Origin of the sequence: Klebsiella africana (assembly GCF_020526085.1) — a bacterium.
Classification (GTDB): Bacteria; Pseudomonadota; Gammaproteobacteria; order Enterobacterales; family Enterobacteriaceae; genus Klebsiella; species Klebsiella africana.
Genome location: NZ_CP084874.1, coordinates 823,827 through 846,301, shown reverse-complemented (window position 1 = coordinate 846,301; position 22,475 = coordinate 823,827). Strand labels below are relative to the sequence as shown.

Here is a 22,475-nt window from a genome sequence, read left to right as displayed (position 1 = left end):
CAGTATGGTTTAATCACTGTTGTAGTTTTGCAGTGAATGCTATCCAGACGACTTAAGGTTGTATTTTGTCTGAGAAATTTCTCATGCCATTCCCGAAGGTTGTCGGCGAGGGAGGCTGGTTTACTGGGGTGACATTGCCCAGTAGACAGGCAATCAATCATGACGGCATTGATAGCCGCCTTGCCGTGGCCGGAAGCCCAAGCCTTCATCATCATGCGGGTATCATCAAGAGGATCAGGGATGTACAGGACGTGGAAACCCCCAGGAAAGATTCATCAGTGCAGCCAGCTCACCCTTTCTTTACCCTTCAGATCGCGGCCTCTTATCGTTAGCAATGGAGATAGCCCATGATACCGCTCGCGCTCGTAGCAAATTAAAACGTTATCACCACGCTGTTTCAAAATAAAAAGGCAGTCAAATTTAACAATGACCTGACGCAGGCTCGGAAAGCCAAAAATATGCCTGCAATAAAAGGGAAAACCATGACGAATAACGCCGACATAAAAAAAAGGAACTTCCTGACTCAGAATGAAATTGAGTCTTTACTTAAAGCGGCCGATACCGGTCCTTATGCTGCACGTAATTATTGCCTGACGTTACTGTGCTTCATCCATGGTCTGCGCGCCAGCGAGATCTGTCGTCTACGAATATCGGATATCGACCTTGCTGCCCGATGTGTTTACATCCATCGGCTTAAAAAAGGGTTTTCGACTACCCACCCATTGCTGGATAAAGAGATTTATGCCCTAAAGCGCTGGCTGGCCATTCGCAGCAGCTGGCCGCAGGCCGCCAGCGAATGGCTGTTTCTCTCCCGCAAAGGTAATCCCCTTTCCCGCCAACAGTTTTATCAGATTATCGCGTCCTCAGGGGGACTGGCGGGGCTGCCACTGGAGATCCACCCGCACATGCTGCGGCACTCCTGTGGCTTTGCGTTGGCGAATATGGGGATCGATACCCGCTTGATTCAGGATTATCTCGGGCATCGCAATATCCGCCACACCGTCTGGTATACCGCCAGCAATGCGGGGCGTTTCTATGGCATCTGGGACAATCCCCGTGACAAACAGCGATCGTCGCTGATCCAATAGCCTTGACGCCACGGATGGCGTTGTATCGCGAGCGGTCGACAAATTAAAATATTCATGATTATTAACCCTGCGTTAATTAGGATTACTGTTCCCACAAGTTCTTATTTAATCCTTATGAATGAGAGTTAATATAACCCTGCGTTTACTCAGGAATAATACTGGGTATTTATTGGTGGGAAAAAATTCCCGCGGCTGTGTTTTTAATAGCGGCTGGTAATGAAAAATATCCTTTCATTTTATATACCTGGCGGCAACCCGTGCAGATACTATTGAGCCGATGATTAAAATCTTTAAAATTAAGAATTATCACCCGACGATATTTTTAGTGTCTGGCAATGTAATATGTTATCAATTCGTGATTAATCATCTTCGCCCTGTACCGTTTTAGCATTACAGAACCTTTTTCGTCATGGCGTATGGTTTCGCTGTGACGGTCATTCATACCTATTTTCAGGAGCAACTATTGTGAACCGACGTCGTTTTCTAACCGCCAAAGAAGTTCAGGCCATGATGCAGGCTGCTCGTCAGGGCCCTACCGGCGAACGGGACTACTGCCTCATTCTGCTGGCCTTTCGCCATGGCATGCGCATCAGCGAACTGCTGGATCTGCATTATCACGATCTGGATCTCCATGAAGGGCGGGTTAATGTGCGGCGATTAAAGAATGGTTTTTCGACGATTCATCCACTGCGTTTTGATGAGCGCGAGGCGATTGAGCGCTGGAGCCTGGTCCGCGCCGGCTGGAAAGCGGCGGACAAAACGGACGCACTGTTTATCTCCCGCCGCGGTACAGCGCTCTCCCGCCAGCAGGCGTATCGTATTATTCGCTCCGCCGGGGAAAATGCGGGTACCGTCACGCACACTCACCCCCATATGCTGCGTCACGCCTGCGGTTATGAACTGGCGGAAAGAGGGACAGATACGCGTTTGATACAGGATTATCTAGGACATCGTAATATTCGTCACACAGTACGTTACACCGCCAGTAATGCGGCACGTTTCGCTGGCATCTGGGAAAGAAATAATCTTTTAGAGGAAAAAGACCAGAAGACGAAAAATTAATTAAAAGATTGATTTTAAAGAATTAAAAAAATAACGAACAGGTCAATTGGGGCCAAACTGTTTATATCATAAAAATGTTTTGACATATTTTGCAACTCACTGCGCCATATTTCCGCAAAAAAAATTATATCTCATTGATTATTATCTATTTTTAAACCTGAAATTACTCACTTTTCTCTAACTATATCTCTGCTGCATCGGCGATCCGTCGCCAACGCCATCGCGATTCCTTTTGCACTCCCTCCCACCACACCAGATTATATTACCATAAAAATCAAATTTAGCAGAATTTAAAACCACACAATACCAAGTTAACACAAAATACAGATCATTTATCCCAACGAGTCAAAATGGCCCCAATTGTCTCATCGATTGGGCGAAAACTGTGCAGAGCCGGCAGCCTGACGACTCGGCTGAAATCTGAAATGCCTGGAAGGCACAACGGCTGCCAATCCGGTTCGTTATTTCGACATCGTTCAAAGGAAAACAGTATGAAAATCAAAACACTGGCAATGATTGTTGTGTCAGCCCTGTCACTGAGCTCCACGGCAGCTCTGGCCGATACCACCACGGTCAACGGCGGGACCGTGCATTTTAAAGGAGAAGTCGTTAATGCGGCCTGTGCGGTGGATGCCGGCTCTATCGATCAAATCGTTCAGTTAGGCCAGGTGCGTTCCGCGAAACTGGCCACGGCAGGGAGCACCAGTTCGGCCGTTGGTTTTAACATCCAGCTGGATGATTGCGACACGACGGTAGCCACCAAGGCTTCCGTCGCCTTCTCCGGGACCGCTATCGATAGCACCAATACCACCGTTCTGGCCCTGCAAAACTCTGCCGCCGGCAGCGCGACCAACGTCGGCGTGCAGATCCTCGACAATACCGGTACGCCACTGGCACTGGACGGCGCCACCTTCAGTGCCGCGACCACGCTGAATGACGGCCCCAACATCATTCCGTTCCAGGCGCGTTACTACGCGACCGGCGCAGCGACGGCTGGTATCGCGAACGCGGATGCCACGTTCAAAGTGCAGTACGAGTAAGACCCGAGTCAGGCAGGGAAGCTATTCGGGCCAGGAGGGCCCGCTCTCTATTTTCAACCGGAGTGAAACGATGCAGGGAATGAAATCTGGTCTGCTGCTGCTACTGCCTCCGCTGGCGCTGGCCGGTAATCATTGGAACGTCACGCTGCCGGGGGGCAGCATGCGTTTTCAGGGCCTGATAATGGCGAGCTCCTGCCGCGTCGAAGCCGGCGATCGGCAGATGACGGTCAATCTGGGGCAGATCAGCAGTAATCGATTTCATGCTGTCGGCGAAGACAGCAACCCAATCCCTTTCGCGATTCATTTACAGGATTGCAGTACGGCGGTCAGCCAGCATGTGGGAGTGACCTTTCACGGCGTGGCTGATGGAAAAAACCCCGACGTGCTGTCGGTGGGTGAAGGTCCGGGGATCGCCAGCGGGATCGGTATTGCGCTATTCGACAGCCAGGGCCAGCAGCTCCCGCTCAATCGTCCAGCGGATCGCTGGGTATCACTCTACCGCGGACCGACGACGCTAAATTTCGTCGCCAAATATCGGGCGACCGGACGCCAGGTCACCGGCGGTGCAGCCAATGCCCAGGCCTGGTTCTCATTGACCTATCAGTAATTAATCCGCAGACAAACAGGACAACACGGTGAGCAGACAAGGAGATAATGTGAGAAAAACGGCAACGATGGCGCATGGCTTACTGGCAGGATGTGTGCTTTTCGCCGCCAGTATCTTTAGCGCCAGCGCGCAGGCGGGCGTTGCGCTTGGCGCGACCCGGGTTATCTACCCGGCGGGACAGAAGCAGGTCCAGCTCGCGGTGACCAATAATGATGACAACAGTACCTGGCTTATTCAGTCATGGGTGGAAAATGCCGATGGTCAGCGAGACGGCCGGTTTGTCATCACTCCTCCGCTGTTTGCCATGCAGGGTAAAAAAGAGAACACCCTGCGCATTATCGACGCCACCAATAACCAGTTGCCACAGGATCGGGAAAGTTTGTTCTGGATGAACGTGAAGGCGATCCCTTCGATGGATAAATCAAAGCTCAGCGACAATACCCTGCAGCTGGCGATTATCAGCCGCATCAAGCTCTACTACCGTCCGGGGAAACTGGCCCTGCCTCCGGATCAAGCGGCGGAAAAGCTGACCTTTAGCCGTAGCGGATCGTCGCTGACGCTGACGAACCCCACCCCCTATTACCTGACGGTGACCGAACTGAACGCCGGGACACGCATTCTGGAGAACGCCCTCGTACCACCGATGGGCAAAACCAGCGTCAAGCTACCCGCGGATGCCGGGAACACCATCACCTATCGCACGATTAATGATTACGGCGCACTGACGCCGAAAATGAATGGCGTGCTGCGCTAACCCAGAAGCGCCCCGCCGCGCGGGACACGCTGCGCATGACCAGAAGCAATGACAGCCGGGCAACGTCGGACCGGAGGGATAATGTCACATCGGAAATATGGACTGGATCATTTAGGTTGCCGAACTGCCCGGCGCCTGGTATCTCCGGCGCTGGCGCTGTGGCTCTGCTCACAGCCGTTTGCCGCGCGGGCGGACCTCTATTTTAACCCCCGCTTTTTAGCTGACGATCCGGCGGCGGTGGCTGACCTGTCGGGATTTGAAAAAGGCCAGGAGGTTCCGCCAGGCACCTATCGCGTCGATATTTATCTCAACAATGGTTTTATGACCACCCGGGACGTCACTTTCCAGGCCGATGCCCAGGGTCACGGTCTGTCACCCTGCCTGACGCGCGGCCAGCTGGCGAGCATGGGGGTGGATACCGGTCGGGTGCCGGGCATGGCGACGCTGGACAGCACGGCCTGCGTGCCGCTGACCACGCTTATCAGCGAAGCTACCACGCGATTCGACGTCGGGCAGCAGCGCCTGTACCTCACCGTACCCCAGGCATTTATGGGTAACCATGCGCGCGGCTATATTCCGCCGGAGCTGTGGGATAACGGTATCACCGCCGGGCTGATTAACTATAACTTCACGGGCAATAACGCCCATAACACCACAGGTGGCAGCAGCCGTTACGCCTATCTGAATCTACAGAGCGGCCTGAACATTGGCGCCTGGCGTCTGCGCGATAATAGCACCTGGAGCTACAGCAGCGGCGGTAGCTCCTCATCCAATGAGAATCGCTGGCAGCACGTTAACAGCTGGCTTGAGCGGGACATCACGCCTCTGCGTTCGCGACTCACCCTAGGGGACAGCTACACCAACGGCGATGTCTTCGACGGGATCAACTTCCGCGGCGCCCAGCTGGCCTCCGACGACAATATGCTACCGGACAGCCAGAAAGGCTTTGCGCCGGTGATCCACGGGATCGCCCGCGGCACGGCGCAGGTGTCAATCAGGCAAAACGGCTACGAAATCTACCAGAGCACGGTGCCACCGGGACCGTTTACCATTGACGATCTCTACGCCGCGGGCAATGGCGGCGATCTGCAGGTCACGATCAAAGAAGCGGATGGCTCCCGCCAGGTCTTCAGCGTGCCCTGGTCAACGGTGCCGGTTCTCCAGCGTGAAGGCCATACCCGCTTCGCCCTCACCGCCGGGGAGTACCGCAGCGGCAACAGTCAGCAGGAAACGCCCGATTTTTTCCAGGGCACGGCCATGCATGGCCTGCCTGCAGGCTGGACGCTCTACGGCGGCACCCAGCTGGCAGACCGCTATCGCGCCTTTAACCTTGGGGTGGGGAAAAACATGGGCTATTTCGGCGCCCTGTCGCTGGATATCACTCAGGCCAACGCCACCCTGGCGGACGACAGCGAACATCAGGGGCAGTCGGTGCGTTTTCTCTATAACAAATCCCTGGATGAGACTGGAACCAACCTGCAGCTGGTGGGCTATCGCTACTCCACCCGCGGCTATTATAACTTTGCCGATACCACTTACCGCCGGATGAGCGGCTACAGCGTGGAAACCCAGGACGGCGTTATCCAGGTAAAACCCAAATTTACCGACTACTACAATCTGGCTTACAGCAAGCGCGGCAAGGTGCAGCTGAGCGTGACCCAGCAGTTGGGGCGTACCGCCACCCTCTATCTCAGCGGTAGCCACCAGACCTACTGGGGCACCGACGATGCCGATGAGCAGCTGCAGGCCGGCCTCAACGCAGCCGTGGACGATATCAACTGGTCGCTAAGCTACAGCCTGACAAAAAACGCCTGGCAGCAGGGGCGCGATCAGATGCTGGCGATCAATGTCAATATCCCCTTCAGCCACTGGCTGCGTTCCGACAGCCGCTCAGTCTGGCGGCACGCCAGCGCCAGCTACAGCCTGTCGCACGATCTCAATGGCCGCATGACCAATCTGGCGGGCCTGTACGGCACCCTGCTCGAAGACAACAACCTCAGCTATAGCGTGCAGACCGGCTATGCCAGCGGCGGCAACGGCGACAGCGGGAGTACAGGCTACACCGCCCTCAACTACCGCGGCGGCTACGGCAACGCCAACGTCGGCTACAGCCGCAGCGACGGCTTTAAACAGCTCTACTACGGGGTCAGCGGCGGCGTGCTGGCGCACGCCAACGGCATCACCCTGAGCCAACCGTTAAACGATACCGTGGTGCTGGTGAAAGCCCCCGGCGCCGGCGGCGTGAAAGTGGAAAACCAGACCGGGGTACGCACCGACTGGCGCGGGTATGCCGTCCTGCCTTATGCCACTGAGTATCGCGAAAACCGGATCGCGCTGGATACCAACACCCTGGCGGACAATGTCGACCTTGACGATGCGGTGGTCAGCGTGGTGCCCACCCATGGGGCGATTGTTCGCGCCAACTTTAACGCGCAGGTGGGGATGAAGATCCTGATGACGCTGACCCATCGCGGCAAACCGGTGCCGTTTGGCGCCCTCGCCACCGGCGACAGCAACCAGAGCGGCAGCATCGTCGCGGACAACGGCCAGGTCTACCTGAGCGGGATGCCGCTGGCGGGCAAAGTGCGGGTGAAATGGGGCGATGGCCCGGACGCTCAGTGCGTGGCCGATTACCGTCTGCCGCCGGAGAGTCAGCAGCAGGCGCTCAGCCAGCTGTCGGCCGCGTGTCGCTAAGGAGATCATGATGAGAACACTGCAGTATCTTCTGGGCGTCCTGTTCACCCTGGGCGCACCGGCTGCGCTTGCCGCCGATAGCACGATCACCATCAGCGGCTATGTCCGCGATAACGCCTGCGCGGTAGCCGGCGAATCGAAGGATTTTACTGTCGATTTACAGGATAACGCCGCGAAGCAGTTTTATGCCGTTGGGGCGACGACGCCGCCGGTGCCGTTCCGCATCGTGCTGTCGCCCTGCGGCACTTCCGTCACCGCGGTGAAGGTCGGTTTCACCGGCGTGGCGGACAGCGTCAACACCAGCCTGTTAAAACTCGATGCCGGGGCCTCGGCGGCGGCAGGAATGGGGGTGGAAATTCTCGATCAGCAGCAGTCCCGGCTGCCGGTCAATGCGCCGTCGTCAGCCATGTCCTGGACCACGCTGACGCCGGGCCAGACCAACATTCTCAACTTTTACGCCCGGCTGATGGCCACTCAGGTGCCCGTCACCGCCGGGCATGTCAATGCGACAGCGACATTCACCCTGGAATTTCAGTAAGCGGAGGCTGAAATGAAATGGACTCATGTGGGCTGGCTGCTGGCCGGCCTGTTAACCGCGAGCGCTTCCCTGCGGGCGGCCGACGTCACTCTCACCGTCAACGGCAAGGTGGTGGCCAGACCCTGCACGGTTTCCACCGTCAATGCCACCGTCGAGCTGGGCGATCTCTATACCTTTAGCCTGATCGGTGCGGGCTCGGCATCGGCCTGGCACAGCGTGGCGCTGGATCTGAGCAACTGCCCCGTGGGTACTTCACGGGTGAAAGCCACCTTCAGCGGAACGGCGGACAGCACCGGCTATTACAAAAACCAGGGAACGGCGGGCAATATTCAGCTCGAACTGCAGAACGAGGACGGCACCACGCTGAACAATGGCAGCAGCCAGTCGGTACAGGTGGATGAGACCAGCCAGTCCGCTCGCTTCCCGCTGCAGGTCAGGGCGCTGTCCGTCAACGGCGGCGCCACGCAAGGCACCATTCAGGCGGTGATTAACGTCACCTATACCTACGCCTGAGCCAGGAGAGCATCATGATGAAAAAAATAATCCCCCTGTTCACCACCCTGCTGCTGCTGGGCTGGTCGATGAACGCCTGGTCCTTTGCCTGCAAAACGGCCACCGGGGCGACGATCCCCATCGGCGGCGGGTCAGCCAACGTCTACGTTAACCTGACCCCGGCGGTGAACGTCGGGCAAAACCTGGTAGTCGACCTCTCCACGCAGATTTTTTGCCATAACGACTATCCGGAAACGATCACCGACTACGTGACCCTGCAGCGCGGATCCGCCTATGGCGGTGTGCTGTCGAGTTTTTCAGGCACCGTGAAATATAACGGCACCTCTTACCCGTTCCCGACCACCACAGAAACCGCGCGGGTGATTTATGATTCACGGACCGATAAACCCTGGCCGGCCGTCCTGTATCTGACGCCGGTGAGCACTGCCGGCGGGGTGGCCATCACCGCAGGATCGTTAATCGCGGTGCTGATCCTGCATCAGACCAACAACTACAATAGCGACTCCTTCCAGTTCATCTGGAACATCTACGCTAATAACGACGTGGTGGTCCCCACCGGCGGCTGCGACGTCTCCGCCCGCGATGTCACCGTCACCCTCCCCGACTACCCGGGCTCGATGGCCGTGCCGCTCACCGTCCACTGCGCGCAAAGCCAGCAACTGGGGTATTACCTCTCCGGCACCACCGCGGACAGCGCCAACGCGATCTTCACCAATACCGCCTCCGCCTCGCCGGCGCAGGGGATAGGCGTTCAGCTGACGCGCAACGGCAGCGCCGTCCCGGCGAACAGCACGGTCTCGCTGGGCACCGTCGGTACCTCGCCGGTCAACCTCGGCCTGACGGCCACCTATGCCCGGACCACAGGCCAGGTTACCGCCGGCAACGTGCAGTCGATCATCGGCATTACCTTTGTCTATCAATGATGACCGATTATATCCTCTCGCCCTGCTCGCTGGCCGCCTGCGGGTTGAGCCAGCTGATGCTGAAGGCCGCGAAGCGGCCCGCTGAGCTGCCGGTCGAGGGCGTGTCCCTGCGCGAGCTGGCCGCCGTGAAGCGGATCGTGGTGTATCTGCCTGACGATCCCCTGTGGATGCTCACCACGCTGCGCCAGGCGGCCAGGCTACTCGACCAGGCCTTGCCGCCGTTACCGATGTTGATTCTGAGCCGCAGCCCGGCCATCTGGCTGTGGCAAACGCTGCTCTATCAGGTGAGTCATCCGGATCGTCTGCGCAACGTCCATACTGCCCCCGCCGATCTGTCCTGCGCGGAGCTGGCCCATCAGCTGGAGAATGCACCGCGGCTTGAGCGGCTTGCCAGCGAAGCCGCCCTGCTCCAGGGAAAACGGGTCGTCGGGTTGACCCACGCCGAGCTCAAGGTGATCCTCGCCCTGCTGCAAGGGCAGACGATAGGCGAGCAGGCCCAACGTCTCGGATTGAGCCAGAAAACGCTCTACACCCAGCGGTTGGCCGGGGTGAAAAAGCTGGTGGAATGTCATCCGCATCTGGCCCCCCGCTTTCCGCGCACGCTGCTGCCGCGCTCACCCGCAAACGCACTGACGGCGTTTGAACAGGAATGGGTACAAGCGATTCACGATCGCCAGGTCTTTCCGGTTTTTCAACCTATCGTCGATAGTCGCTCACAGCTACAGGGGGTGGAGATCCTGGTCCGCTGGCGCCACCGCGGCCAGGTTCTTCATCCCCAGACCTTTCTGCCGCGGTTCCGCGCCGACTACGTCTGGCTGCTGCTTACGGCCTTTGTTCTGCAGGAGGCCGTGCAGAATATTAATGAGTATCCAGGCACCTTCTATTTTTCGGTCAACATACCCTCCTCGCTCGCCGCCAGTGACAGCCTGCTGCGGATGGTGGAAGCCGCTCGCCAGCAGCTTCGGCAGCCAGAGGGAGTGGCAAGGCTGGTGCTGGAATATGCTGAAACTATCGATTTTCGCCATCAGAGCCGCTCCGCCGCCCACGTGGCGCAGCTGCAACGTGCTGGCGTGCGCGTGATGCTGGACGACTGCTTTTCTCAGGGGAGCGTTATCTTTCCGGCGCGTCGACTGCACTTCAATGCGTATAAACTGGATATGAGCATCGTCAACGACGCCCAGCACGATCCAAAGGCGCTTGCGCTAATAAAAAGCCTGGCCTACTACTGCCAGTTAAGCGACAGCCGCTGTGTGGCGGAAGGGGTGGATTCACTGGCGAAATTTACGCAGTTAAAATCGCTGGGGATTGATCGCTTCCAGGGCTATCTGTTTTCACCACCGATGCGGCGCGAACATCTCCCGGATCTGATCCGCCGCTTTTCCCACCAGCGCGATCCGGCGGATCGTTGAGGGTGCGAGAAAAGCGCACCGGTTAGCACCGGTGCCGGTACGTCATGCGCGAATATCGTCGTATTCGCGGGTGTTATCGAATTCATGTTTGGCAAACGGGCAGAGAGGGATAATCTTCCGCTGCTCCTGGCGCATTTTTTCCACTACCTTCGCCACCAGCTGTTTCCCCACGCCCTGGCCTTTCAGGCTGGGATCAACATCGGTATGTTCGATAATGCTGAGGTGTTCGCCGGTGGGAACAAAAACAATCTCCGCCACCTGGTTTCCCTGCGCGTCGTTAACATAAAATTTGTTATGCCCTTCCAGTATTTCCATCTTCTCCTCGCTTATTTATGACGATATTGCAGAGCGCCACTCGGGCAGGTATCAATCACTTTAACCACCGTCGCGACATCCACTTCATCCGGGATAATCCACGGCTTACGCTTCAGATTGAAGAGCCTGGCGCTGCCGCGCACGCAGTTCCCCGAATGCTGACAGATCGCCGTATTAAAGTAGACGTCGATTTTCTCCCCGGTGTAGGCCCGGTAGCCGGCTTCCAGTAATTCCTTATCCATAACATTGCCTCGGTCGTTTTTATCTTTCAGGCTAAGCATAGCCCTCGCCGTGGCGGCTGACTATGCGCAAGCGCGGGAATTGACGCCTCACATCATGCTCTCCCATCGCGCAAGGATCCCGCAGTCAACGATCGGTTGACTTTCATTCCCGCAACGAGGCGATTACACTCATGACACACTGGTATGATCACTCAGGGATGTTCCATTGAATCATATTGCCACCATCGCCCGCCCGGCGCGGTTACTGCTCGTCTTGCCGCTTTCCGGCTGCTCACTTTCGCCAGAGATCCCGGTATTGGGCGCCGCTTTTCCCGGCTGGTTTTTCTGCTTACTGGGCGGTGCGTTTTTACTGATCCCCTGCCATATCCTGATTACCCGTAAAGGCTGGCAGCCGCGCTTTTCTCCCCTGGTCTTCAGCTACGTCGCGCTGATGTTCCTGTTCGCCACGTTGCTGTGGTTTCTGTTTTTTGTTCACTGATCGCTTATGACAACTTCCCGCACTCCCCTGTTACGCAAAAAGTGGCCTCTGCTGGCGCTGGTCCTCGCCGCCATCCTGGCGCTGATCCTCGTTATCTGGCAGTTGCAAACCTCGCCGGAGACCAATGACGCCTATGTCTATGCCGATACCATCGATGTAGTGCCCGAGGTCAGCGGACGCATCGTGGAGATGCCCATTCGCGATAACCAGCGGGTGAAAAAAGGCGATCTGTTGTTCCGCATCGACCCCCGCCCCTATCAGGCAATGCTCGATGACGCGAAAGCCCGGCTGACGACCCTCGACGCGCAGATCATGCTGACCCAGCGCACCATCAAAGCGCAGGAGTATAACGCCCAGTCGGTGGCGGCCGCCGTCGAGCGCGCCAGAGCGCTGGTTAAGCAGACCACCTCCACGCGTATCCGCCTTGAGCCGCTGGTGCCGCAGGGGTTCGCTTCCCAGGAAGATCTCGATCAGGCGCGCACCGCTGAGAAAGCGGCGCGGGCGGAGCTGGAGGCCACGCTGCTGCAGGCCAGGCAGGCCTCGGCGGCCGTGACCGGCGTGGATGCCATGGTGGCGCAACGCGCCGGGATCCTGGCGCAAATCGCCCTCGCTGAACTGCATCTGGAATTTACCGAAGTGCGCGCGCCGTTCAACGGCGTGGTGGTGGCGCTGAAAACCACCGTCGGCCAGTACGCCTCGGCGCTGAAGCCGGTCTTCACCCTGCTGGATGACGACCGCTGGTATGTGATCGCGAACTTCCGCGAAACCGACCTGAATAACGTGCGCCCCGGCGTGGCGGCGCGGATCACCGTGATGACCAACCACAACCGGACCTTTAGCGGGGTGGTGGATTCGGTCGGCTCCGGGGTCCTGCCCGAAGGTGGGAGCGTCATCGAAGGGCTACCGTTGATCCAGAAAAGCATTAACTGGGTCCACGTCTCGCAGCGCTTCCCGGTGAAAATCGCCGTCAGCGATCCCGACCCGGAACTGTTCCGCATGGGCGCCTCGGCCAGCGCCGTACTGCAGCCGTAGCCGGGCGACGCTATGTTTCCTCTCGCCCATTTTTTACGCCAGGAACTGCGCGACGCGCCGGGACGCGCCAGCTACACGCTGCGCCTGACGCTAAGCTGCGCGGTGCTCATCACCCTGTTTATGACCCTGCAGATCCCTTTCCTGGCCGTTGCGCTGATCGTCGTGTTCTACGTCAGCCAGCCTAACGTGTTGATGATTAAGCTGGTCAGCGTGGTCTTTTTTGTCACCGTCACCGTGGCGCTCGGCGGCGTGCTGCTGATCATCAAGTGGACCTATGACTACCCGCTGATCCGCCTGGCGGCCTCCGTGGCGCTCTTTTTCTGCGCCCTCTATCTGATGCGGGTGCTGGGCAAGCTGGGACTGGCCTTTTTCGTGGTGGCGCTGGCGGTGATTTACGCTCAGACCTTCCCGTCGATGACCAGCCAGAGCGAGATCCTGGTGCGGCTGCTGCTTTGGCTGTGGGTGGCGATTAACACCGCGATCCTCGTCACTTTGCTGGTCAACGCCTGTTTTCAGCAGGCCTTTCCCGGCAACCAGTTTAAGGCGCGCCTGGCGGAGATGCTGCAGGAGGTCGCCAGCCGGCTGGCGGCCCCGGACGCAAAAACGTCACCGACCGTCGGCGAGACCGCCGCGCAGTTCAACCAGCTGCAGTCGCTGTTGGCCCAGGCCAGCCGGGCGACACCGGAGATCGCCGCCGATCCCCAGGCCTGGCGATCGCGGCTGGCCGCCACTCTGCGCTGCTACCAGCTGGCGGCCCTGCTGCAAGCAGACGAGGCCGATAGCGACGATCGCCAGCAGTTGTCGCTGGCGGTACTGCAGCTGAAGAACGCCCTTAGCGAGGGGCCGTTTGACGGCGCTATTCCTCCCCTGGCGCTCAGCGGTCGTGGCATTAATCGCGCGGTTCTGCAGGAGATGGCTTCCCTTCTGCAGCAGCTGGCGCAGGGTGAATCCGTTGCCCTGCCGCAGGGGGAAGTGGAGAAGGCGCCTCTGCTGGCGCCGGACGCCTGGCGCAACCCGGCCTATCTCCATTTTGCGCTCAAGACCCTGCTGGCGACGCTAATCTGCTATGTCTTCTATACCGCTGCCGACTGGCAGGGGCTGCACACCATTATGCTGAGCTGCGTCATCGTCGCCCAGCCGGGTCTGGGCGCCACGATGCAGAAGACGTGGCTGCGCATCGGCGGGGCGCTGCTCGCCACCCTGCTGGCGCTGCTGTTAATTGTCTTTGTTCAGCCCTATACCGATTCGCTGTCGGGACTGCTGGCGATGTCCCTGCCGGTGCTGGCGCTGGCGGCGTGGATTGCCGCCGGCTCGGAGCGTATCGCCTACGCCGGGATCCAGATTGGTTTCACCTTTGCACTGGCCTTCCTCAGCTGGTTTGGTCCGCTGACGAACCTTACCGAGCTGCGGGATCGGGTGCTGGGCATCCTGCTCGGGGTGATGGTCTCCTCCATTGTTCATTTGTATCTCTGGCCGGACAGCGAAGCGCCGCAGCTGAAAACCCGCCTTGCGGCACTTTATCGCCGGCTGGCGGACTGCCTCGCCGCCCCGAAGGAGGCGGTTCCGCTGGCTCCTCTGTTTGTCGCCTTCACTGACAGCGAAGCGCTGATCCACCGGGTTCGCGCCGAACCGCTGGGCACATATGCTCACCCCTGGCCCCAGGCGAAAGGCTGGCCGATGCGCGCCACCCTCGCCCAGGCCGAGGAGATCGCCCGCCTCAGCGAAGGGTACCGACTCAACGCCGCGCCGGGAGACCCGACCCTGGCCCGCTGCGCCGAACAGCTGCGGCGCTACGCTGAACGTATCGAACAGGAGGCGACGGCGCCTGGCGAACAGCTGTCCGTCGACCTCCGCAATCCCTTTGGCCCGGCGCTGGCCGCCGCGCTGGCCGCCCTGCCCGACTGGGGCCAGACACCGATCGCGACTGAGCAACAGGCTAAAACGTCATGATGATCCTTCCTTTCTCCGCGCGGCTGCGCGGCACTCTTTTTACCCTGACGCTGACGCTGCTCAGCGGCTGCGCGTTGATCCAGGATGAGCCTGCCCAGGTCGCCATCGTCAATCCGCAGCAGGCCCAGCTGGCGCAGGTGATCCACCTGGCGAACAGCGACTGGCCGGCAGCCCGCTGGTGGGAGGCCTATGATGATCCTCAGCTCAATATGCTGATCAACCGGGCGCTGCAGAACTCGCCGACCATGCAGGCCGCTCGGCTGCGCATCTCCCAGTCGCAGTCCACGGTGGAGCTCGCCCGGTCGGCGATGGGCCTGCAGGCCACCGCCGTCGCGGCGCAAAACCGCCTGCGGATCACCGACAAATCCTTTAGCTGGCCCTACTCCTACTCCCTGCCGGTGGATAAAAACGGCCCCTGGTATACGCTGAATACCGTTGGCGTCGGGGCGCAGCTGAATATCGATCTCTGGGGGGCCGATCGCGCCCGGGTCGCCGCGGCAATTGGCGAGAAAAACGCCCGGCTGGCGGAGACCGCCGGCATTGAGCTCGACATCGCCAGCAGCGTGGCACAGCTCTATTTCGCCATGCAGGCGACGTTCCAGAAAATCGCGCTGCTGCAGGAGCTGGAGGGCATTGCCCGCTTCTCGGTGGAAGCCCATGAGCACCGGACCCGGCGCGGCCTGGAAGACAGTGTGGATGTGGCCAACGCCCAGGCCGAACAGCTCGCCGCTCGCCAGCAGATCATTAGCGCCGAGGGGATGCTGACCCAGTATCGTGAAACCCTGCGGGCGCTGATCGGCGCCGATGCGCAGAGCATGCCGGCCATCCATCCGGTGGCGCTACCGGCACTCCAGGAGACGCTGCCGCCGTCGCTCTCTTTCGAGCTGCTGGCCCGTCGTCCGGATTTGCAGGCGCTGCGGGGCTACGTCACCGCCTCCCTGAGCCAGGTCGATGCGGCGAAAGCGGCCTTCTATCCCCATTTTGATATCAAAGCGTTCTGGGGCTATAACGCCCTAAGCGTCGGGGATCTGTTTAAGTCCTCTTTCCAGCAGATCAACCTGCTGCCCGGGCTGTATCTGCCGATCTTCGACGGCGGTCGTCTGAACGCTAATCTGCAGTCGGTACGCACCGCCAGCAACATCCTGATCAAACAGTACAACCAGGCGGTGCTGGACGCGGTTCGCGATGTCGCCATCAGCTCCAGCCAGCTTAACGACCTGAATCAGCAGCGCGCGCTGCAGCAGCTGAAAGTCACCGCGGCGCAGACCACCACCGATAGCGCTCGCGCCCATTATCAGCGCGGCCTGCTCAGCCGCTACGCCGCCGAAGAAGCCCGCCGGGTGGTCCTCGCCCAGCAGCTGTTGCTGCTGGACATTGAGGCCCAGCGGCTGAGCACCGACATTACCCTGATCAAAGCCCTGGGCGGCGGCTACCGCGGCCAGTAACAAAAATGCCTTCCCCGAGGGGAAGGCATTCAGACTGCAGACAATGTGCAATCTTCAGAGATTGCCCGGCGGCACTGCGCTTGCGCGGTCTACAACTAACTGCATAACTGTCTGATATTGCATTTTTTTGTAGGCCGGGTAAGGCGAAAGCCGCCACCCGGCAGAAAGGCGAGTACAATAACGAAACGGGTTTGTCATCCACCAGAATGCTTTCCCCGATGGGAAGGCATTAAGCTGAAGAGGCGGGGTGGATGCGCGGCGATTACACCAGGGCGCGCAGCTCTTCCCGCATATAGGTGGAAAAGAATTCCGGATGCTTAATCACCAGCCGTTCGCCGGCGGCGACCCGTTCAGCCCACTCCGCCACTTTGTCGGTAAACCCGGCGCTCCAGCCCTGCTGTTGGCCACGCGCAGCGACGTCGGCTGGGGTGGCAGGTACGCCCAGTTCTTTTAAATATTTGAGAATTCCCTTCGCGGTACTTTCATCCATAGACTGTGGTACTGGCTCAGACGTATTCATACCACCGATGAAATCCAATGCTTTATCAATGACTGCTGGCATAGGTGTGTCCTTATATTAACCACATAATAAACCTGACTACACTATGGACCGGAAAGCGACGTGATTTCAAAGAACACGCTCACGTTATGGGACATCGCGCATTGAGAAAAGGGGATTTGGTTCTGCTGGGGCGGGGATTGGACAAAAAACAAGCCGGCCCCACCGGGCCGGCCTGAGGCTTGCGTCAGGCGTTGCTGACGGATTTTTGCGCGGCGCTGGACTGACTGTTCTCCAGCATCCGGCGGACCGGGACAATCAGCACGGCCAGCACGGCGGCGCAGATCAGTAGCGCAATGGAGCAGCGGGCGAAGAGGTCCGGCAGCAGCGACAGCTGATCGGCCTTCACATGACCGCCAATCAGGCCCGCCGCCAGGTTACCCAGCGCGCTGGCGCAGAACCACAGCCCCATCATCTGGCCGCGCATTCTCTCCGGCGCCAGCAGAGTCATGGTCGCCAGCCCAATCGGGCTCAGGCACAGCTCACCGAGCGTCAGCATCAGGATGCTGCCCACCAGCCACAGCGGTGACACACCGGCCCCGCCGTTGCTCAGGACGTTCTGCGCCGCCAGCATCATCAGGCCAAAGCCCGCCGCTGCGCACAGGATGCCAATCACGAATTTGGTCATACTGCCCGGACGAACATTTTTACGTGCCAGCGCGGGCCACGCCCAGCTGAATACCGGCGCGAGGAGAATGATAAATAAGGCGTTAATCGACTGGAACCAGACCGCGGGGATCTCAAAATCACCGATCATCCGGTTGGTGTAGTCGTTAGCAAACAGGTTGAAGGAGGTCGGTTTCTGTTCAAACGCGGACCAGAAAAAGGCCGCCGAGACCAGCAAAATAAAGCACACCAGCAGGCGCGCCCGCTCTTTACGGTTGAGTCCGGCGAAGACGAACAGCCAGATGAAATAGAGCGCTACGGAGGCGGCAATCACATAGACCAGCACGCTGGCCACCGCCACCGGGTTAATCACGATCGTGCCCAGGCTAATGAGCGTGACCAGCACTGCCACCCCCAGGGCCAGCGCCAGCAGCCACGCCCCAACGCCATTCTTTTTCGCCACCGGGCTGTTCCAGGTGGAATCGAGGCCGACCTCCGCGTCATAGCGCTTCATCGACGGTACGGCAAAGAGACGGAAAATGATCAGCGCCACCAGCATCCCGATCCCCCCGATGCCGAAGCCCCAGTGCCAGCCATGCGATTTGATAAGCCAGCCAGAGATCAATGGCGCAATAAACGAGCCGATATTGATCCCCATGTAGAACAGCGAAAAACCACCGTCGCGGCGCGCGTCGCCCTTTTTATACAGGGTGCCTACCATCACCGAGATACAGGTTTTAAACAACCCGGAACCCAGGACGATAAACATCAGACCGATAAAGAACAGGTCATTGCCCAGCCATGCCGACAGAGCGATCGACAGGTGGCCCAGGGCAATCAGGATAGAGCCGTACCAGACGGCGCGTTGCTGGCCAAGCCAGTTATCCGCCAGCCAGCCGCCCGGCAGCGCGGCCAGATACATACTGCCGGCAAAAATCCCGACGATCGCCGAGGCGTTCTCCCGCGCCAGGCCCATGCCGCCGTCGTATACCGTCGCCGCCATAAACAGGATCAATAAAGGACGGATGCCGTAAAACGAGAAACGCTCCCACATTTCAGTAAAGAACAGGGAGCCCAGCGGATAAGGATGGCCGAAAAAGGTACGGCTTTCGTTTTTATTAACAGAGGAATGCATAAATTCTCCAGGTAAGGTGCGCCGCAGCGCAAGTTAACCGTATAAAGCAGGCTGACGATTTATAATTTGTTTGCATTAACATCAAACGCGAGCATTTTTAACCATTTGATAACCACACAATGGTTTTGTCCAGCCCCTTACCTTCCCTTTTTAGATGAAAAGTCGACAAACATCTAGTTTTATAGATTTAATGTTCGCAAAAACACAAACAACGTTGACTTTATATTTCCGGGTCAAAAACGTTAAATCATCAATTAAAAACAATACCTTAGATAATCAGCAAAGGACAAAGACGGCCGATACAGACGCGGAAGATAACGGCAGGAAAAGTAAGGAAAATGGACCTAATGACGAGGAAATAACGTTAAGCGACAATATTGCTCAGCAATGCTGACCTCCCCCTCGGGAGAGGCCCTGACTTTGCCCGGGGAATATTCCGCCAGGCCGGGACAAAACGACGTACAGAAGATGTTGGAGGTAGCGGCTAAAACCGACGCTATTTCACTCGCCGCCCTGCGGCATCAATGACTGGCTCACCGTCTTCCTTCACGAACGCGCCTTTTTGCGGCGCGGCCAGGATCTCCAGCACCACCTCTGACGGGCGGCAGAGTCGGGTGCCCCGCGGCGTTGTCACGATCGGACGGTTAATCAGGATCGGATGCTGAAGCATAAAGTCGATTAACTGGTCGTCAGTAAACCGGTCTTCCGCCAGCCCCAGCGCGTCGTAGGGTTCGACGTTTTGCCGCAGCAGCGCGCGCACCGGGATCGCCATCGCGGCGATCAGCTGGCGCAGCTCATCACGCGACGGCGGCGACTCCAGATAATAGATAATGGTGGGCTCGGCGCCGCTGTTGCGGATCAGCGCCAGCGTATTACGCGAGGTGCCGCAGTCAGGGTTATGGTAAATGGTTATGCTCATAGCACGTTCTCATGGCTAGTTGAAGGAGAGACGCAGCGCCAGCGCGGCCAGCGTCACTAGCAGTACCGGCAGGGTCATGATAATGCCGCAGCGAAAATAATAACCCCAACCGATGGTGATGTGCTTTTGCGCCAGCACATGCAGCCAGAGCAGCGTGGCCAGGCTACCAATTGGCGTAATCTTTGGCCCCAGATCGCAGCCGATGACGTTGGCATATATCATGGCCTCTTTGATCGTCCCTGTTGCCGCACTGCCATCAATCGACAGGGCGCCAACCAGTACGCTGGGCATATTATTCATGATCGAAGAGAGGAAGGCCGACAGAATACCAGTGCCCAGCGTCGCGGCCCAGAGCCCGCGCTCCGCCAGCATGTTCAGCACCGTGGTCAGATAATCCGTTAACCCGGCGTTTCGCAGGCCATACACCACCAGATACATTCCCAGCGAGAAGATCACTATCTGCCACGGGGCACCGCGCAGCACCTTGCCGGTGTTAATTACCCGCCCGCGCTTCGCGACAGCAAACAGGATCCCCGCTCCCGGCGCCGCGATGGCGCTGACCGGGATCCCCAGCGGGTCAAGAACGAAAAAACCAGCCAGCAACAGCAGCAGCACGCCCCAGCCGGTGCGGAACGTCGCGGGATCTTTTATCGCCGTAGCCGGCGCTTTCAGCAACGCCATATCCCAGGCCGGCGGGATATCCCGCCGAAAGAACAGGTGCAGCATCGCCAGGGTGGTGAGGATCGCCGCGAGATCGACCGGCACCATCACCGAAGCGTACTCCCTGAAGCCGATGGCAAAGAAATCTGCCGAGACAATATTTACCAGATTCGATACCACCAGCGGCAGGCTGGCGGTATCGGCAATAAATCCAGCAGCCATGACAAAGGCCAGCATCGTTCCCTTGCTGAATCCCAGCGCGCGCAGCATGGCTATCACGATTGGCGTGAGGATCAGCGCCGCCCCGTCGTTGGCAAACAGCGCCGCCACCGCCGCGCCGAGCAGGATAATCCAGGTAAACAGTAGACGACCCCGGCCTCTCCCCCAGCGAGAAACGTGCAGCGCGGCCCATTCGAAAAAGCCAGACTCATCAAGCAGCAGGCTAATAATGATAACGGCGATAAAGGTGGCGGTCGCATTCCAGACGATATGCCATACCACCGGGATATCAGCTAACTGTACGCCACCGGTGGCCAGCGCCAGCGCCGCGCCAAAGGCCGCGCTCCAGCCTATCCCTAACCCCCGCGGCTGCCAGATCACCAGCACCAGGGTCAGGATAAAAATTGCACCTGCCAGCAACATCATTCCTCCCGGCAATCACATTCGAAAAATCATATATATTAAGATAAATTTTTTACTGACAACCCGGCCCGTCAGCCAGCCTGCGGACCTTCACCCGCACATCGTCCTGCTGACTGCGCCAGGCCTGCTCAATCACCTGCGCCGCCCAGGCCGGCATCTGCGGAGAGAGGCGGTAATGGACCCACTTCCCCTGTTTACGATCCAACAGCAGCCCGCTCTCCCGCAGCATCGCCAGATGGCGGGAGATCTTAGGCTGGGACTGCGCGAGCGCTGTGCAGAGATCGCACACGCACAGCTCCCCTCGCTCTCTGAGCAGTAAAACAATACCGAGACGAGTTTCATCGGCGAGGTTTTTGAACAGTTGCAGGGGCAATAAAGACATAATTTCTCCTCAGGCGTGGCGAATAGCATACGGGACCCGTAAATAAGATCAATAAACATGCGAAAAAACATATGTGTTTTTTATAGGCGGATGACCTTTGTAACCCTAGCCCCGTCATCTCTGCTGAAGAGCTCGGAAAAAATGCCGCGTTTTCTTTAATCCACCATAGAAATATGTCAGGCTGGAGATCCCATTGGATTGCCAGGGTTTTCAGGATGAGTACGATTTATGTGGTTGTTTTAACGTATATAAAACCGCTCGAAGAGGTTGACCGTGCGATCCCCACCCACGTCGAATGGCTCAAAAAAGGCTATGCCGAGGGCCTCTTTCTCGCCTCCGGCCGCCGTCTTCCCCGCACCGGCGGGGTGATTCTGGCGAAATGCGACAGCCGTGAAATACTGCAAGCGCGTCTGAGCGAGGATCCTTTCCAGCAGTTGGGTCTCGCTCGTGCAGAGATTATTCCCTTTGAGGCCAGCATGACATCGCCAGCGCTACAGACGCTGTTATAAGCGTATTCCGGAGGAGAAATGCAACCGTCCTTTCACTGGATCAATGAACCTGCCGAGTGGCGCCGCAATACCGACGGCCTGACGGTGGTCACCGATAAGCATACCGACTTCTGGCGCCATACCTGGTATGGCTTTGAGCGCTTCTCTGGCCACCTTTATGCCACAGAGGTAGCGAGCGATTTTACCCTGCAGGCAAAAATCTGTGCGGATTTCACCACGCTTTACGACCAGGCCGGGCTGATGATGATGGCCGACGAGCAAACCTGGCTGAAGGCGGGAATTGAATTCAATGACGATGCCCCGGCCATCGGCAGCGTACTGACGCTAACCCACTCCGACTGGGCTACCGGGCTTTTCCCCGGCGACCCGCGCACCTTCTGGCTGCGGCTGACCCGCAAGGGCGATGCGTTAAGGCTGCAGTATTCGACCGACGGCGAGCGCTGGCCGCTGCTGCGACTGGGCTACTTTCCGCCAGGCCCGGTGAAAGTGGGCGTGATGTGCTGCTCACCGGAGCGCGGGGGACTGGCGGTTGCGTTTCAGGATATTCAGCTTTCCCCGCCGCTGGACAAAGCGCTGCACGATCTGAGCTGAACGCTAGCGGGAAGACCTGACTTTCTCTGCATCCTGGGGCCCAGGATTGCAGGGTTCGCCGGTGCCAGGGAGATAAAAATGACCGTGCTTATCGGGATCGGTACCGCCAGGGCACCCTGCCCGACCCGATGAGTTATCGCTATCGCCGCCGTTCGAACCGTTGCCGCCGTCGGCGCCAGCGCTCACCGACTGCCCGTTATGGCCACCGTGAACACCATGCGCAGCACTGGCCGAAAACGCCACCAGCGCGAATATACAGACTATGACGCGTCTGCCCATTGATACCTCTCCCTTATTGATATTCCCAGCCTATGACGTTGGTGATGGGCTAAGCCGTTGAGCGGCAAAAATCATCGCGATAAAAAGCGCTTTATCCGCAAGG

The 22,475-nt window shown here is 58.5% G+C and carries 25 protein-coding genes; 17 read left to right on the top strand and 8 right to left on the bottom strand.

Annotated features, from left to right (window positions below):
- Positions 1-83: 83 nt before the first annotated feature.
- The 11 genes from LGL98_RS26245 (at position 84) to LGL98_RS04140 (ending at position 10,628) form a co-directional block, all read left to right on the top strand.
- Entirely contained in the window at positions 84-332 is a 249-nt protein-coding gene (locus tag LGL98_RS26245) for a hypothetical protein (RefSeq protein ID WP_004144011.1), read from the top strand.
- A 150-nt stretch (positions 333-482) separates the two neighbouring features.
- Positions 483-1,088, top strand: a complete 606-nt coding sequence (gene fimB, locus LGL98_RS04185; RefSeq protein WP_004151951.1) for a type 1 fimbria switch DNA invertase FimB — start codon at positions 483-485, stop codon at positions 1,086-1,088.
- A 465-nt stretch (positions 1,089-1,553) separates the two neighbouring features.
- Complete coding sequence (gene fimE / locus LGL98_RS04180) at positions 1,554-2,150, top strand: type 1 fimbria switch DNA invertase FimE (RefSeq protein ID WP_029670432.1); 597 nt, start codon at positions 1,554-1,556, stop codon at positions 2,148-2,150.
- A 491-nt stretch (positions 2,151-2,641) separates the two neighbouring features.
- Complete coding sequence (gene fimA, locus LGL98_RS04175; protein WP_136029186.1) at positions 2,642-3,190, top strand: type 1 fimbrial major subunit FimA; 549 nt, start codon at positions 2,642-2,644, stop codon at positions 3,188-3,190.
- Positions 3,191-3,260: 70 nt separating this feature from the next.
- Positions 3,261-3,797, top strand: coding sequence for a type 1 fimbrial minor subunit FimI (gene fimI, locus LGL98_RS04170; protein WP_032442498.1), 537 nt, complete (start codon positions 3,261-3,263; stop codon positions 3,795-3,797).
- A 67-nt stretch (positions 3,798-3,864) separates the two neighbouring features.
- Positions 3,865-4,551: a fimbria/pilus periplasmic chaperone gene (locus LGL98_RS04165; protein ID WP_004144024.1), complete on the top strand. Its 687-nt coding sequence runs from the start codon at positions 3,865-3,867 to the stop codon at positions 4,549-4,551.
- An 81-nt stretch (positions 4,552-4,632) separates the two neighbouring features.
- A complete protein-coding gene (locus LGL98_RS04160; RefSeq protein ID WP_136029184.1) occupies positions 4,633-7,245 on the top strand; it encodes a fimbrial biogenesis usher protein in 2,613 nt (870 codons plus the stop codon).
- Between the two features lie 10 nt (positions 7,246-7,255).
- Positions 7,256-7,783 (top strand): type 1 fimbrial adaptor subunit FimF, encoded by a 528-nt coding sequence (fimF, locus tag LGL98_RS04155; protein ID WP_073901323.1) that lies wholly within the window; start codon positions 7,256-7,258, stop codon positions 7,781-7,783.
- Between the two features lie 27 nt (positions 7,784-7,810).
- A complete protein-coding gene (gene fimG, locus LGL98_RS04150; protein ID WP_073901412.1) occupies positions 7,811-8,296 on the top strand; it encodes a type 1 fimbrial minor subunit FimG in 486 nt (161 codons plus the stop codon).
- A gap of 17 nt (positions 8,297-8,313) precedes the next feature.
- Complete coding sequence (locus LGL98_RS04145) at positions 8,314-9,219, top strand: fimbrial protein (protein ID WP_004151788.1); 906 nt, start codon at positions 8,314-8,316, stop codon at positions 9,217-9,219.
- Positions 9,216-10,628: an EAL domain-containing protein gene (locus LGL98_RS04140; RefSeq protein ID WP_136029182.1), complete on the top strand. Its 1,413-nt coding sequence runs from the start codon at positions 9,216-9,218 to the stop codon at positions 10,626-10,628. The genes LGL98_RS04145 and LGL98_RS04140 overlap by 4 nt, the downstream gene beginning before the upstream one ends.
- 42 nt (positions 10,629-10,670) lie before the next feature.
- On the opposite strand, the gene LGL98_RS04135 is transcribed toward LGL98_RS04140, so the two are convergent.
- A complete protein-coding gene (locus LGL98_RS04135; RefSeq protein WP_002916201.1) occupies positions 10,671-10,943 on the bottom strand; it encodes a GNAT family N-acetyltransferase in 273 nt (90 codons plus the stop codon).
- A gap of 11 nt (positions 10,944-10,954) precedes the next feature.
- Positions 10,955-11,185, bottom strand: a complete 231-nt coding sequence (yjdI, locus tag LGL98_RS04130; protein ID WP_136029179.1) for a 4Fe-4S mono-cluster protein YjdI — start codon at positions 11,183-11,185, stop codon at positions 10,955-10,957.
- 205 nt (positions 11,186-11,390) lie between these two features.
- Between yjdI and LGL98_RS04125 the strand changes: the two genes are divergently transcribed.
- Genes LGL98_RS04125 through LGL98_RS04110 form a run of 4 tightly spaced genes read left to right on the top strand, consistent with a single transcriptional unit; the run spans position 11,391 to position 16,090 of the window.
- Positions 11,391-11,663 carry a YtcA family lipoprotein gene (locus LGL98_RS04125; protein WP_002916204.1) on the top strand — a complete coding sequence of 91 codons (273 nt, stop codon included), beginning with the start codon at positions 11,391-11,393 and terminating at the stop codon, positions 11,661-11,663.
- A 6-nt stretch (positions 11,664-11,669) separates the two neighbouring features.
- Entirely contained in the window at positions 11,670-12,695 is a 1,026-nt protein-coding gene (mdtN, locus tag LGL98_RS04120; RefSeq protein ID WP_136029177.1) for a multidrug transporter subunit MdtN, read from the top strand.
- A gap of 12 nt (positions 12,696-12,707) precedes the next feature.
- Entirely contained in the window at positions 12,708-14,645 is a 1,938-nt protein-coding gene (gene mdtO / locus LGL98_RS04115) for a multidrug efflux transporter permease subunit MdtO (RefSeq protein WP_136029175.1), read from the top strand.
- The gene (locus LGL98_RS04110) at positions 14,642-16,090 is read left to right on the top strand and encodes an MdtP family multidrug efflux transporter outer membrane subunit (protein WP_023286854.1); all 1,449 of its coding nucleotides are present in this window, start codon (positions 14,642-14,644) and stop codon (positions 16,088-16,090) included. Before mdtO ends, LGL98_RS04110 begins: the two co-directional genes overlap by 4 nt.
- Positions 16,091-16,352: 262 nt before the next feature.
- Here the strand turns inward: LGL98_RS04110 and LGL98_RS04105 are convergent, their stop codons facing one another.
- The 5 genes from LGL98_RS04105 to LGL98_RS04085 form a co-directional block, all read right to left on the bottom strand.
- Positions 16,353-16,652, bottom strand: coding sequence for a DUF1889 family protein (locus LGL98_RS04105; protein ID WP_002916274.1), 300 nt, complete (start codon positions 16,650-16,652; stop codon positions 16,353-16,355).
- A gap of 184 nt (positions 16,653-16,836) precedes the next feature.
- A complete protein-coding gene (locus LGL98_RS04100; RefSeq protein ID WP_136029173.1) occupies positions 16,837-18,390 on the bottom strand; it encodes a peptide MFS transporter in 1,554 nt (517 codons plus the stop codon).
- Between the two features lie 496 nt (positions 18,391-18,886).
- A complete protein-coding gene (gene arsC / locus LGL98_RS04095) occupies positions 18,887-19,309 on the bottom strand; it encodes a glutaredoxin-dependent arsenate reductase (RefSeq protein WP_136029169.1) in 423 nt (140 codons plus the stop codon).
- Positions 19,310-19,324: 15 nt separating this feature from the next.
- On the bottom strand, positions 19,325-20,611 hold the full coding sequence (locus LGL98_RS04090; protein WP_136029432.1) for an arsenic transporter: 1,287 nt from the start codon (positions 20,609-20,611) through the stop codon (positions 19,325-19,327).
- Between the two features lie 52 nt (positions 20,612-20,663).
- Positions 20,664-20,993 carry a metalloregulator ArsR/SmtB family transcription factor gene (locus tag LGL98_RS04085; protein ID WP_136029168.1) on the bottom strand — a complete coding sequence of 110 codons (330 nt, stop codon included), beginning with the start codon at positions 20,991-20,993 and terminating at the stop codon, positions 20,664-20,666.
- Between the two features lie 215 nt (positions 20,994-21,208).
- Between LGL98_RS04085 and LGL98_RS04080 the strand changes: the two genes are divergently transcribed.
- Together LGL98_RS04080 and LGL98_RS04075 are read left to right on the top strand one after the other, a co-directional pair.
- Positions 21,209-21,502 carry a YciI family protein gene (locus LGL98_RS04080; protein ID WP_136029166.1) on the top strand — a complete coding sequence of 98 codons (294 nt, stop codon included), beginning with the start codon at positions 21,209-21,211 and terminating at the stop codon, positions 21,500-21,502.
- 18 nt (positions 21,503-21,520) lie between these two features.
- Positions 21,521-22,093: a DUF1349 domain-containing protein gene (locus LGL98_RS04075; protein ID WP_136029165.1), complete on the top strand. Its 573-nt coding sequence runs from the start codon at positions 21,521-21,523 to the stop codon at positions 22,091-22,093.
- Between the two features lie 3 nt (positions 22,094-22,096).
- Here the strand turns inward: LGL98_RS04075 and LGL98_RS04070 are convergent, their stop codons facing one another.
- Entirely contained in the window at positions 22,097-22,372 is a 276-nt protein-coding gene (locus LGL98_RS04070; RefSeq protein WP_136029163.1) for a hypothetical protein, read from the bottom strand.
- Between the last annotated feature and the right edge of the window lie 103 nt (positions 22,373-22,475).